The 13,154-nt window shown below is 57.0% G+C and carries 12 protein-coding genes; 3 read left to right on the top strand and 9 right to left on the bottom strand.

Annotated features, from left to right (window positions below):
• Position 1: 1 nt before the first annotated feature.
• From GS636_RS12480 to GS636_RS12470, 3 genes are read left to right on the top strand one after another with little or no spacing between them, the layout of a single operon-like run.
• Positions 2-1,759, top strand: coding sequence for an FAD-dependent monooxygenase (locus GS636_RS12480; protein WP_171669679.1), 1,758 nt, complete (start codon positions 2-4; stop codon positions 1,757-1,759).
• Between the two features lie 39 nt (positions 1,760-1,798).
• On the top strand, positions 1,799-2,683 hold the full coding sequence (locus GS636_RS12475) for an intradiol ring-cleavage dioxygenase (RefSeq protein WP_171669678.1): 885 nt from the start codon (positions 1,799-1,801) through the stop codon (positions 2,681-2,683).
• Position 2,684: 1 nt separating this feature from the next.
• Positions 2,685-3,506 (top strand): 3-keto-5-aminohexanoate cleavage protein, encoded by an 822-nt coding sequence (locus tag GS636_RS12470; protein WP_171669677.1) that lies wholly within the window; start codon positions 2,685-2,687, stop codon positions 3,504-3,506.
• Positions 3,507-3,552: 46 nt separating this feature from the next.
• Here GS636_RS12470 and GS636_RS12465 read toward each other — a convergent pair whose 3' ends face one another.
• The 9 genes from GS636_RS12465 to GS636_RS12425 all read right to left on the bottom strand — a co-directional run bounded on the left by GS636_RS12465 (position 3,553) and on the right by GS636_RS12425 (position 12,982).
• Complete coding sequence (locus GS636_RS12465; RefSeq protein ID WP_171669676.1) at positions 3,553-4,530, bottom strand: pirin family protein; 978 nt, start codon at positions 4,528-4,530, stop codon at positions 3,553-3,555.
• A gap of 81 nt (positions 4,531-4,611) precedes the next feature.
• The gene (locus GS636_RS12460; protein ID WP_171669675.1) at positions 4,612-6,792 is read right to left on the bottom strand and encodes a xanthine dehydrogenase family protein molybdopterin-binding subunit; all 2,181 of its coding nucleotides are present in this window, start codon (positions 6,790-6,792) and stop codon (positions 4,612-4,614) included.
• Between the two features lies 1 nt (position 6,793).
• Positions 6,794-7,246 (bottom strand): (2Fe-2S)-binding protein, encoded by a 453-nt coding sequence (locus GS636_RS12455; RefSeq protein ID WP_039531882.1) that lies wholly within the window; start codon positions 7,244-7,246, stop codon positions 6,794-6,796.
• Between the two features lie 55 nt (positions 7,247-7,301).
• On the bottom strand, positions 7,302-8,186 hold the full coding sequence (locus tag GS636_RS12450; protein ID WP_171669674.1) for an efflux RND transporter periplasmic adaptor subunit: 885 nt from the start codon (positions 8,184-8,186) through the stop codon (positions 7,302-7,304).
• 14 nt (positions 8,187-8,200) lie between these two features.
• Positions 8,201-9,811, bottom strand: coding sequence for an MFS transporter (locus GS636_RS12445; protein ID WP_171669673.1), 1,611 nt, complete (start codon positions 9,809-9,811; stop codon positions 8,201-8,203).
• Entirely contained in the window at positions 9,795-10,103 is a 309-nt protein-coding gene (locus tag GS636_RS12440) for a GNAT family N-acetyltransferase (protein ID WP_171091841.1), read from the bottom strand. The genes GS636_RS12445 and GS636_RS12440 overlap by 17 nt, the downstream gene beginning before the upstream one ends.
• Before the next feature lie 24 nt (positions 10,104-10,127).
• Positions 10,128-11,861: an amidohydrolase gene (locus GS636_RS12435; RefSeq protein WP_171669672.1), complete on the bottom strand. Its 1,734-nt coding sequence runs from the start codon at positions 11,859-11,861 to the stop codon at positions 10,128-10,130.
• A gap of 131 nt (positions 11,862-11,992) precedes the next feature.
• Positions 11,993-12,697: a hydrolase gene (locus GS636_RS12430; protein WP_171091846.1), complete on the bottom strand. Its 705-nt coding sequence runs from the start codon at positions 12,695-12,697 to the stop codon at positions 11,993-11,995.
• A gap of 30 nt (positions 12,698-12,727) precedes the next feature.
• Positions 12,728-12,982 (bottom strand): DUF1427 family protein, encoded by a 255-nt coding sequence (locus tag GS636_RS12425; protein ID WP_171669671.1) that lies wholly within the window; start codon positions 12,980-12,982, stop codon positions 12,728-12,730.
• Positions 12,983-13,154: the final 172 nt, after the last annotated feature.

Here is a 13,154-nt window from a genome sequence, read left to right as displayed (position 1 = left end):
CATGGCCACCATCACAACGGATGTTCTGATTATCGGGACCGGACCTGCGGGTTCTGCAACGGCGGCTTTGCTGTCCAGCTACGACGTCGAGAATATGGTCATCAACCGCTATCGCTGGCTGGCCAATACGCCGCGGGCACATATCACCAATCAGCGCACGATGGAGGTGCTGCGCGATCTGGGTCACGAGGTCGAGGCCGAAGCCTATATGCATGCCGCGCATCAGGACTTGATGGGTGAAAATGTGTTCTGCGAAAGCCTCGCGGGTGAGGAAATCGGACGGATGAAAAGCTGGGGCAATCATCCACTGTCCAAGGCTGAACACCTGCTGTCCAGCCCGACGATGATGAACGACCTTCCGCAAACATTCATGGAGCCGATCTTATTTGGCACGGCCTGCCGCCGAGGCACGCAAGCGCGGATGAGCACCGAATACTTGCGACATGAGCAAGATGCAGATGGTGTGACAACGACGTGTTTGGATCGATTGTCGGGCGAAGAAATCACGATCCGGTCGAAATATCTGGTGGGCGCGGATGGGGGCAATTCTCTGGTCGCCGAACATGCCGGTCTGCCTTTCGAAGGTCAGATGGGCGTCGGCGGGTCCATGAACATCCTGTTCCGGGCAGATCTCAGTAAATATGTCGCGCATCGGCCTTCGGTCCTATACTGGGTGATGCAACCGGGTGCGAATGTCGGTGGCATCGGCATGGGTTTGGTCCGCATGGTCCGCCCTTGGAACGAATGGCTCATTGTTTGGGGCTATGACATCAACCAACCAGCACCCGAAGTTGACGAGGCCATGGCAACGCAGGTAGCGCGCCAGCTTGTTGGCGACCCCGAGCTTGAGATCGAACTGATCAGCGCCAACACCTGGACCGTCAACAACATGTACGCGACCCATATGCAGAAAGATCGCGTCTTCATCATGGGCGACGCGGCGCATCGACACCCTCCTTCGAACGGACTGGGGTCGAACACGTCGATTCAGGATAGCTTCAACCTCGCCTGGAAACTGGCGGCTGTCCTGAAAGGCCATGCCGGAGAGAACCTGCTGGAAAGCTACAGCGAAGAACGTTCGCCAGTGGCAAAGCAGATCGTCACACGGGCCAATCAATCCATCGGTGAATTCGGTCCGATCTTTGAATCGCTCGGAATGGCCGAAGGCGTCGACCCAGAGGTCATGCAAAGCAACCTTGAGGCACGCTCGGGATCAACGCCCGAAGCTGCGGCACAAAGACAAGCCATTCGCGAGGCGATTGCTTTCAAGAAATATGAGTTCGATGCGCATGGCGTAGAAATGAACCAACGCTACGACTCCTGTGCGATTGAAACGGATGGTCAACCCAATCCCGGTTTTGATCAGGATGCTGAACTGCACTACCAGCCGACGACATGGCCCGGCGCGCGCCTTCCACATGTCTGGGTGTTTGATCATGATACTGGGAACAAGCATTCAACTTTGGATTTGTGCGGTCGCGGAGAATTCACTGTGCTGACGGGAATTGGTGGAGCGGCCTGGGTAACCGCAGCCGAGATGATCGCGAAAGAGCTGGGGATGCCCATTCGCTGTCACGTCATCGGCCCGCGCCAGACCTATGTTGACCACACCGGGGATTGGGCGCGGGCGTCCGAGATTTCAGATACGGGCTGTTTGTTGGTCCGCCCTGATCAACACGTCGCATGGCGCTCAGCCGAGATGGCTACGGATGCCGAAGCCGAACTGCGCCGCGCTTTGACCAAGGTGCTTTCGCGATAAACCAATCCGGAGCAAACTTATACAAGTCAGGAGGCCAAAATGGACTCGCATGAGATGGGATACTTTACGGAAGAAAACTCGGCCGAGGTCGTCACCGCACGGAACAAAAACGCAGAAAGCGAACGACTGAAGCAAGTGATGGAGGTCATCACCCGAAAGCTCCATGAAGCAGTCAAGGAAATTGAACCAACGCAGCAGGAATGGTTCGAGGCGATCATGTTCCTGACCAAGGTCGGGCACATGTGCGATGACTGGCGGCAGGAGTATATTCTCCTGTCCGACGTTCTGGGCGTGTCGATGCTGGTGGATGCCGTGAATTCTCGTCGCCCAACCGGAGCCTCCGAGAACACTGTTCTGGGTCCTTTCCATGTGGGCGGCGCGCCAGAATATGAGATGGGACACAACATTTGTCTGGACCAAAAGGGTGAGGACATGGTGGTGCGGGGCCGTGTCACCGATGTGGAAGGCAACCCGTTGGAAGGCGTCAAGATTGATGTCTGGCAAGCCAATGATGACGGGTTTTACGACGTACAACAGAAGGGTATTCAGCCCGATTTCAATCTGCGCGGCGTCTTCACAACCGGTGCTGATGGGACCTATTGGTTCCGTGCGGTGCGGCCAAAGAATTACCCAATCCCGGATGACGGGCCGGTTGGCGATCTGTTGAAGCGTCTGGGACGGCACCCGTTTCGGCCAGCGCATCTGCACTATATCGTGTCGAAAGACGGGTATGACGACCTGACAACCCATATCTTTGATCCCGATGACAAATACATCAACTCGGACGCAGTATTTGGGGTCAAAGAGAGTTTGATCGCAGAGTTCAACCGGGTTGATGATCCGGCGCGATCTGCGGAAGTCGGCTTTGAAGGTCCTTACTGGGATATCGAATTCGACTTTGTCCTCGCACCGAAAGAGGCCTGAAATGTCCGAACCTTGCATCATCTGTGTTGCAATAACCGGCTCCTTGCCAACAAAGGCCAATAACCCGGCCGTGCCCATAACAGTCGAAGAGCAAATCGAAAGCACACAGGCCGCTTTTGAGGCGGGGGCATCCATCTGCCATGCCCATGTTCGAAATGACAACGAAACGCCTTCGAGTGACCCTGATAAGTTCGCAAGGTTGAAAGAGGGGCTTGAGAAACACTGCCCTGGCATGATCATCCAGTTTTCGACAGGAGGGCGGTCGGGGGCGGGCAAAACGCGCGGCGGCATGTTGCCCTTGCGGCCGGATATGGCCTCGTTGTCGGTAGGATCGAACAACTTCCCCACGCGCGTTTACGAAAATCCACCCGATCTCGTCGATTGGCTGGCGGCTGAGATGATGACTTATGGCGTCAAACCAGAGATAGAAGCCTTCGACCTAAGCCACATCCTGAAGGCGGCCGAGATGCACAAGAAAGGGCAAATCAAGGACACGCCTTATGTGCAATTTGTCATGGGTGTGAAAAACGCAATGCCTGCGGATCGGGACGTATTCGACTTCTACGTGAAGACAGTTGACCGACTGTTTCCGGGTGCACCGTGGTGCGCTGCAGGCATTGGCGCCCAGCAGGAGGTTCTGAACCACTGGGCAATTTCGTCTGGCGGCCATGCACGAACCGGCCTCGAAGACAACGTACGCCTGGATCGCAATACGCTGGCACCATCAAATGCAGCGCTTGTAACGCGCACTGCAGAGATCTGTGACCAATACAACCGCCCGGTTGCCACAGCCGGCCAGGCACGAAATATTTTGGGCCTCTAGACCGGGTTTTGCGCACTTTGGAAATCCTACAATCCCGGTCTGACAGTCAGGCCAAAGGCTCGGTTATTCTATTGGGCAAGGTTTGCTCAAGTTCTGGCGTGATCGGGATATGCTCGGCGTCGTCACCCGGCGGCAGTTTGAATGGACCATTGGCCCAATCCGCCGCTTTCCAAGACTCTTTGGCCTCTTCAATCCTGTCTCGCGACGATGAAACGAAGTTCCACCAGATATAACGCTCGTCGCTCAGGGTTGCACCGCCCAGCGCCATGAGACGCGCACCCTTTTCACCAGCCCGAACGCTGATTTTGTCACCGGGTCGAAAGACCATCATTTGCCCGGCTTCGAAGACGTCGCCAGCAACCTCAACAGACCCTTCAGTGACATAGATTCCACGATCCTCCTGATCGTCAGGCAATGGAAAATGCGCGCCCGGAGAAAGAATGACGTCGATGTAAAACGTCTCGGACTGCATCGTCACGGGGCTGGTTTTGCCATAGGCAGATCCGAGTATGAGCTTTGCTTGGATGCCTGTATCTTGAAGCTCTGGAAGAGCCGCGTTCTTGTGATGTTCAAAGTCCGGTGCCATCTCCTCGCGGTCTTTTGGCAACGCGATCCAGGTTTGAATACCAAACAACCGGTTGCGCTTCGCCCGCGTTTCCGCGCTGGTGCGTTCGGAATGCGTGACGCCCTTGCCTGCAACCATCCAGTTCACTTCTCCCGGATAGATCATCTGATGGGTGCCGAGGCTGTCGCGGTGTTCAAATTCGCCATCATATAAATAGGTTACGGTTCCAAGACCAATATGCGGATGTGGGCGAACATCTATGCCGCCTTCCGTGATGAACTCTGCTGGACCCATCTGATCGAAAAAGATGAATGGCCCGACCATCTGGCGTTCAGGCGCAGGCAACGCGCGCCTGACTTCAAAGCCACCGAGATCACGGGCGCGCGGAATGATCAGAGTTTCAACACTGTCTGCCGAGGCATTTGGGCACTCAGGGTTATGCGTGGGGTTCCAGCTCATGCAGTGGGTCCTTTGTTTGTAGTCGGGTCTTGGCAAATGCGCCGCCGGTCACAGGAAATGACCGGCAGCATCCTTAGGCCCCTACGTTTCCAGCGTGGCGGTGACGCGATCCGGTGTAAACGGCATGTGGCGCAAGCGCTTGCCTTGTGCGGCGTAGAACGCGTTGGCAATGGCCGCAGGCACCATCGGAGTGCCAACCTCGCCGACACCAACAGGCGGCGCATCGACCTCCGCGACGTAGATCTCTATCTCAGGCATCTGCGACGCGCGTGTGATCTCGTAGTCCCAGAAGTTGCTCTGCACCACCTCGCCGTTTTCGATGTCGATCTTTTCAGAAAGAGCCATCGAGATACCGAACACGATACCACCTTCGATCTGATTGAGCGCGTTGTCCGGCGTGACGATCAGGCCCGCATCGATGGCCGCCCAGAAGTTGGTGATCTGTATCTCTCCGCTGTCCGCGTCGACTTCAACTTCCGCCACACCTGCCGCCATTGATGAACTGTAGCCAGCGAAGGAAAGACCTAAGTTTCGATCACCCCGATTGTACCAATCTGACATTTCGGCCACTTTCTCGAGCAGGTGCCGCCCGCGCGGGTTTTCTGAAACTAGATCCAGCCGGAACTCCAACGGATCCCGCCCGGCTTGTTCTGCCAGTTCGTCCATAAAACACTCTGCCGCAAAGGCCGTGTAGGACGCGCCAATACCGCGATAGGGGGCAAGGCGCGCGTGCCTTTCCATGATCAGGTGATCGGCGCGGAAATCCTTAATCCCATAGAATTTGCTTTCTGCACCGCGCATCGAGATCACATCGTTCGGGTTAACCGCGTCCCAACGCACGGGATTGAAAAACCCGATCACCGTTGGTGTAGCGACCTTGTGATACCACCCGTCGAGTTTTCCGTCCGCAGTCAGACCTGCCTCAAGCTTTTGCGCTGCTGCGGGACGGAAGGTTCCCTGCTTTAAGTCGTCTTCACGCGGCCAGATCACTTTGACAGGGCGTCCAATAGCTTTCGAGCACAGCACTGCATCGCGCACATAGTTCTGCATCAGGGCTGTGCGTCGACCAAATCCTCCGCCCATTGTCATCATGTTCAGTCGAACGGTTTCGACAGGGATGCCCAACACCTCCGACACGGTGCGCGCGGTCCACGACTGCGTTTGCGTGCCTGCCCAAACCTCGGCACCTTGCCCGTCCGCATCGACAGCCGCGACAGCTGCCATCGGCTCAATCTGAGCGTGGTAGGCATAATCCGACAAATAAAGCTGCGAATACTGACGGTCAGCGTTGCCAATGGCTGCGGGGGCGTCGCCTTTCTCGGCCCAGGTTGCACCCGACGCTTCAGGATCACTGACAGCTGCGGCGTATTCGGCCAGCGTCTCTTCGCTGTTTGAGGTTCGGAAGGGTGAAGTGGTGGACCATTCGACCTCAAGCAAGCCCCGTGCCCCCAAGGCAGACCACAGGCTTTCCGCGACTACGGCGACACCGTCTGGCACGGTAACGATGCCTATGACGCCCGGTACTTCGCGTGCGGCAGCGTCGTTGATGGAAAGTGGCACCTCGTCCTCGACCGGTGCGCGCAGAACAGCTGCATAGGCCATATTGGGCACATCCACATCGATCGCATATTCGGCCTGACCTGTGCTTTTGGCCGGAACGTCGCGACGTTGTAGATCTTGCCCGATAATCCGAAACGCGGATGGGTCTTTCAGAGGCACGGTTTCAGCGTCTGGTACCGTCACATCCCTTGAACCGAGCGCCGCCAGTTCACCATACCCTGCCTGCTGGCCATCCGGGCCCAAAACAACACTTGGTTCGGTCCTAAGGCTGGCTTTATCCACAACCCATTCGCGCGCTGCGATTTGCAATAGAACGTCGCGGGCCTGCGCGCCTGCCTTACGCATAGGGTCAAAGTAGAACTGCGTTCCGGTGCTGCCAGCCGTGTACAAAACACCGCCAAAAAGCTGATTTCCAAAGCGCCGATCATCAGCGTTCAACTGTTCGATCTCAACGTCGTCCCATGCTGCATCCAGTTCCTCAGCAAGGATTTGTGGCAGCGTGGAATAGCTGCTTTGCCCCATTTCGGTCGAGGGGAAGACGATCCGGATGCTTCCGTCGGCCCGGATCGTCAACCAATGATTGACATCCAGAGTTCCAATTGCGGCCTCCGCCCGGACGGATGAGATCCCTCCCGCGCCGATGAAAAATGTCAATCCAGCAGCGCCTTGTAGAAACCCTCGGCGGTTCATGGTCATGGTCATCTCAAACTTCCTTGGCTGCGCGTTCGATGGCTTTGAAAATGCGGTTGTACGTTCCGCAGCGACAAAGGTTCGCGCTCATCTCATCAACGATTTCCTGTCGCGTCGGGGATGGATTGTCCGCCAGAAGTGCTGCCGCGCGCATGATCTGACCCGACTGGCAATAGCCGCATTGTGCGACCTGCTCTTCGATCCAGGCCCTCTGAACAGGATGCGAGCCGTCTTCGGACAATCCTTCGATCGTCGTGACCTGCGCATCCTCCACGTCGCTAACCGACATCTGACACGCGAAGCTCGCGACACCATCCACATGCACCGTGCAGGCCCCACACATGGCAGCACCGCATCCGTATTTTGTGCCCTTCAGTTTGAGTGTGTCCCGAAGGACCAGCAGCAACATTTCGTCAGGGGGGTTATCAACCTCTACGGGTCGGCCGTTCAATTCGAATTTGATCATTTGGAACAGTCCTTTTGATGCCTGATGTTGATGGGGTCGCGTGGAGTGGGTTTCGTCATGGCCTGACCATGGAGTGGTTTTGCTCGGCGCCGGTGACTGGGTCGACCATGGGCGTGACACGAACTTTCATTCCCGGTCTCAAAGTTTGGTCGGGGTTTGACAGATCAGCCCAGACACGTATCTTTTCGCTGTTTTCGTCGAACCAGACCGCAGATCCGGTGAGCATAATTGCATCCGCCAAAACTTGACCGGTCTCCGTTTCAATACGGAACCAGCCGGAATTTGATAGCTCCCCTGAGCGCGTGTTGCTCGTGTTCAACCTTGAAACCCATTGGGAGTAGGGAACTTCGAATACAACGCGCAGGCGGTTCAGATTTACGAGTTGAAACATGGGCGGGTCGCCCGAACTGAACTCAACCAGCGAACCCGGTCCGACACGCGGGTCTTCAACATGCCCAGAGATCGGTGCACGTATGAGGGTGTCTTCGTAGTTGGTTTTTGCGATCTCCAACTCGGTTTCCGCCAAGGCCCTTTCGGCCTCAGCCAAAGCCAGAGTGGTTTCAGCGTCCAACAAAGCAACTTCTGTCGCCGCTCCCCGCGTTGAGAGTTGGGCCGCGCGTTCCAGCCTATCTCGGGCTTGAAGCAACAGAGCCTCGGCTTTGGCCAACTCTGCACGCGCGGCATCGACCGCCAGTTTCTCCAGATCGTTTCGAAGCTGCAGCAATGGCGTGCCCGCTTCGACATAGTCGCCTTGCTCAACCAGCACTTCTTCGACAATGCCCTCCGCCCGGCTATAGACGTCCGACCGCTCGACTGCTTCGATACGGCCTTCAAACTCCGAACCACCAGCAGATACCTGATCAGGCGCATGGACCCCGAACAGAACCGCAAAGACTGTGGCGGAAAGAACGGGCCTATGGGTGACCAATGTCGATAGCATCTCAAACACTCTTTTCATGGTGCGATCAGATGGCGGACGACGGGTCCGCTTTCTCTGGTGTCGAAAGCAGCGACGGTCTTTTGAACATCCTGATCCTGCCGCGACACCCGAGCGTGCTGAGCTAGATGTTCTTCCCAGGACGAAACCATGAAGGCCTCGACCCATAGCTCGGGGTCTTCGGCACTTTGGAAGACACGCCAATCATAGGCGCCATCGCGCCAGCGCTCGCCCGACCATTCCTGGATCGCGGACAGGAACGCAGCTTCATCCTCGGGTCGAATGCGATACTCGACTTCGACCATGACAGGACCGCGGGATGCCAAGCCGTCCTCCTCAAGGGCAACCTGTGGTGCAGGCCAATGCATAGAGGGCGCTAGGTCCAGATCGACGCCCTGACCAAGCTGGAACTTGCGTGTTAGAAGCATGCCGACGATCAGGCCTCCTGCTGCGAGTAGCAAGGTAATCGACACAGATGATGCCGTGGCCACCTGGCCCCAGATTGCTGATCCAAACGCCATGGACCCGAAGAAAACCATCAGATTCACAGACAATCCTCGGGCCCTGACCCAATTGGGCAGCGCCGTCTGCGCCGAAACATTGAACGTGGTGAGAACGGCAATCCAGCTAAAGCCACCCAACAATGCGGCGACATAAGCCAACGGAGGTGTTGTCGCCGTTGCAAGAATAGCCATGGCAACGGCAGTGCCGATGGTGCCGCCTGCAGCTGTCGTGCTTGCATCAAGCCTCGCGCGGAACTGCGGGAGGGTTAAAGCGCCCACAACAGCCCCAGCACCGATCAAAGTCAGCAAAAATCCATACAGCGTCGCCCCGCCACCTTCGATTGTCCTTACGACAAGTGGCAGCAGTGCCCAATAGGCAGAGGCAAAGATGAAGAAGGCAAAGGATCGGATCAACGTTGCCTTGAGCGGGCCGTTATGAGCGACGTGCCGCATGCCGGTCATCATCGCGTTGAAAACAGGCTGAGATGTCTTTGAAACGCTGCCTTCATGCTTCCAAAGCAACAGAGCGCCGATGATCACAAGGTAGCTGACCGCGTTGACAGCAAACGGGGCCGCCAGACTGACCGATGCAATCAGAACGCCCGCCAAAGCAGGGCCAATGGCACGGCTGATGTTGATGCCCATTGAATTCAACGCAATGGCTGGCTGCAACGCATCACGCGGCACCAGAGTTGGCACGATCGCTTGCCAGGCAGGAGCCATGAAAGCTGTGCCAGTTCCGATGGCCAACGTGAACAGGATCAGCAGCGTAGGTGTTACCAGTTCAAGCTGAACCAACACGGTTAGCACCGACACCAGTACCAGAAGCACCACGTTCACTGTGATTAGCAATTTGCGTTTATCAAGCCGATCCGCCAGCGTTCCGGCGTACAAGGCAAAGACAAAAACCGGCAGGGTTGTTGCCGCCTGCACCAACGAGACCACAGCAGGGGATGAGTTGAGCGTTGTCATCAACCAACCCGCGCCCACATCATGCATCCACGTGCCGACGTTGGAGATTAGGGTCGCGACCCAAAGAAGGGCAAACGCCCGATGTTTGAACGGGGCCCAAGCCGAGTTTGATGCCGCAGGTGCAGGTTTTGCGATGCTACCACTGGATGACATCTGCCAACTCCTCGCGGTTTTTTTCGGCGTAGGACCGCACAAACGGGCAAAGAGGCACTATGCGGAGACCCTTGTCGCGCGCGTCTGCCACAAGCTGTGCAGCCAAGGCCCTCGCCAGGCCACGGCCACGCAGCTCATCCGGGACAAACGTATGATCGGCGATGACAAGGCTGGGCGTGACCTTAGATAGTGTCAGTTCCGCCTCACTCACGATCCCGGACACCGAAGCGCCGTACCGAGCTTTTGTGTCGCTTTCGCTGTAAGTGATTTTTAGCTTTTGGTCGTCCAACATGGGATATCTCCTGAGGTCTTTCCGCTATTCAGCGGCAAGGCTGCCTTGGTTTTGCGCCGTAGCGCCGGGGGCACCGAAAATAGGAACGGGTGACCAATCGGGAAGCTCCGGCAATGGGGCTGGTTCATGCGCCGCAAAACGGGCCTTGGCGTGCACGATCTTGCCGCCTGTCAGCGTCAGGTCGGCCTCGATCTCGGTGATCTCGTCCTCGGCGATCGAGAAATAATCCCGGTCGAGCACGGCGATATCTGCCCATTGACCTGCTTTGATCTGACCCTTCTTGCCGTTTTCCCGGCTGAACCAAGCCCCTGCAGCTGTCCAATGACGCAACGCGTCGTGCCGATCCAAGCGGTTCGCCGCACTCCAGATGACGTCTCCGCCGCGACCCTTGCCAGAAACGGCCCAGTGAATGGCCAACCACGGATTGTATGAGGATACTCGCGTGGCGTCCGTGCCAGCGGCAAGAGGCACACCAGATGCCATCATCTTCTTGACCGGCATAACCTCGCGCAGGGCGTCTTCACCGTATCGGTCGCGATAGGCTGTCGTCTGAAAAGCGATGCGGTTTTGGTAGCTGATACCGCCGCCAAGCCGGGCGACCCATTCCATGGTGGATTCCGAAATCGTCTCACCGTGATCGAAAATCCAGTTCAGCTCTTCCAGCCCTTTGTCACGACCGACCTCTTCGATAAGGCTCAGCAACCGGTGGGCGCTTTCCTCGTAAGTACAATGGAAGCGGATCGGCCAGCGGTTTTCGAACAAGAATTCAAGAACGGGCCGCAAATCACCTTCCATCCGCTTGGGCAGATCGGGGCGTGGGTAGCTGAAGTCTTCGAAATCATAGGCCGACGCGACCAGCATCTCGCCCGCTCCCACGCATTTCAGGTAGTCGTTGCCTTCATCTGGTTTGACGATGTCATTCCACCGTTTGAAATCGTCCAGTTCGAACATCGGACGTTGTGCAAAAAGCTGATAGCCGATGCGCACCGTTTGCTCGCCGCGCTTATTTAACTCGGTGATCACACCGTAATCATCGGGATAGTTCAGGAACCCACCCGCGCAATCCAAAGCTGAGGTCAATCCAAGCCCATTCAGCGCCTTGAAATAGTGCTTGGTCGAGGTGACCTGCTGCTCGAAATCCAGCTTGGGTGCCATGTCCAACAGCGCATAAAGCGGCTGAGCGTTGGGCCGCGCCATTGCCAACCCGGTCGGGTTGCCCTGATTGTCCCGCTCAAGACGGCCCGAGACAAAGGGTTCGTAAAAATGCTTGTCGATGCCGATTGCACGCAGGGCGGCTTTGTTCAGCCACGCGCGATCATACAGGTGCAACACGTAGACAGGCACGTCCGGCGCAACCGCATTGATCTCATCAATTGTTGGCAGACGCTTTTCGGCGAATTGGTCAACGGACCAGCCGCCTACGACACGGATCCATTGACCCGCAGGTGTACGCTCCGCCTGCGCCTTTAGCATACGCAGACCGTCGGCAAGAGACGGAACGTGGTCCCAGCGCAGCTCCATCGCGAAGTTATTGCCTTGCCGAATGATATGCGTGTGGCTGTCGATCAGCCCGGGGATCACACGTTGGCCGCCCAGATCGATTGTCTCGGTTTTAGGACCCGCAAGCCCGAGTGTCTCCTTGTCTGTACCAACAGCCGTGATCTGATCCCCCGATATGGCCAGAGCTGTAGCTTCGGGCATGTCGGGATCCATTGTCGTGATCTTGCCGTTGAAGAGTATCTTGTCTGGGGCGGCCATGATTTGCATCCTTTGGCAAAGCGGGACTGGTCGGTGCCCGCCGGTCGGGCACAGATGAGAATGGTTTGGGAAATCGCCCGCTCGGTTTCACGGGGAGGGATGAAAGGACCGAGCGAGCGTTGCGCGGCAGATTATTCTGCGGCGACCTTGCCGGCGGGCACCGCGTCCAACGTTGGACCAGTGTGACGGGTGCGCGATGGGGCCTTGTGGACCATCGTATAGGCGTAATCCACGCCCATGCCGTAGGCACCGGAGTGTTCGCGCACCAGGTCCATGACAGCGTCGTACGTGTCGCGCCGTGCCCAGTCTCGTTGCCATTCCAGAAGAACTTGCTGCCAGGTCACAGGGATCACTCCGGCTTGAACCATTCGGTCCATCGCGTATTTGTGGGCATCTACCGACGTACCCCCCGACGCGTCCGCAACCATGTAGATTTCGTAATCCGTATCGGCCATGCAGCTCAGCGCGAAGGTGATATTGCAGACCTCGGTCCAAAGGCCGGAGACCACGATTTTCTTGCGGCCTTCAACTGCCCCGCGTGCCAGCGCATCGCGGACTTTCTGGTCGTCCCAAGAGTTCATGGACGTGCGTTCCAGCAAAGGCGCCTGAGGGTCAACGTCCAGAAGTTCAGGATAGGTTTGCCCCGAAAAGCTGTCTGTTTCGACCGTCGTGATGATTGTGGGCACGCCGAAAATCTTGGCGGCTTTAGCCAGGGCAACGGTGTTGTTCTTCAGCGTCTGACGATCGATCGATTGCACACCAAACGCCATCTGCGGCTGATGATCGATGAAGATGATCTGGCTGTTCTCTGGGGTCAGGACATCAAGTTTGGACATTGTTCGTTCCTTGGTTGAGGTTGGATGGGGTCAAAGGGGTTCGGTTTTGCTGGGTTCTGTGACTTGGTCCGCCTTCTTCACGGCGAAAGATTTCAGATGCAGGGCCTGCGACACGGCGTCGGAATGGCCCCTGATCCATTGCACGGCGGCTTCTCCGGCAAGCATGCCCAAGAGGCCTAACAGCGCGATGATTGGTGGGGCTGGGCTGCGGACTGCGATCAGGCCGTAGATGACCCCGATGCCAAGGCCCGCTGCGAGCGATATAAGGTAAGGTTGCCAAGTCATGTTGGGCCTCGTTGGAATTTGGATGCGATTGCTTTGACGACTGAGTTTTCTGGGCGTGTGGGCCCCATGTTGGTTCGGTGCTGAAACCGACGGCACGAGGCTGTTTGACGGCTGTCCAGCCCTCCGTCCAGCGCACGTCCTTGCCAGGCCTTTTGGTAAATCGTGATCATTT

Origin of the sequence: Ruegeria sp. HKCCD4884, assembly GCF_013110855.1 — a bacterium.
In the GTDB taxonomy this organism is placed as follows: domain Bacteria; phylum Pseudomonadota; class Alphaproteobacteria; order Rhodobacterales; family Rhodobacteraceae; genus Ruegeria.
Note: the sequence above shows the minus strand (reverse complement) of the source record. Positions and strands in the feature narration are given on the sequence as shown.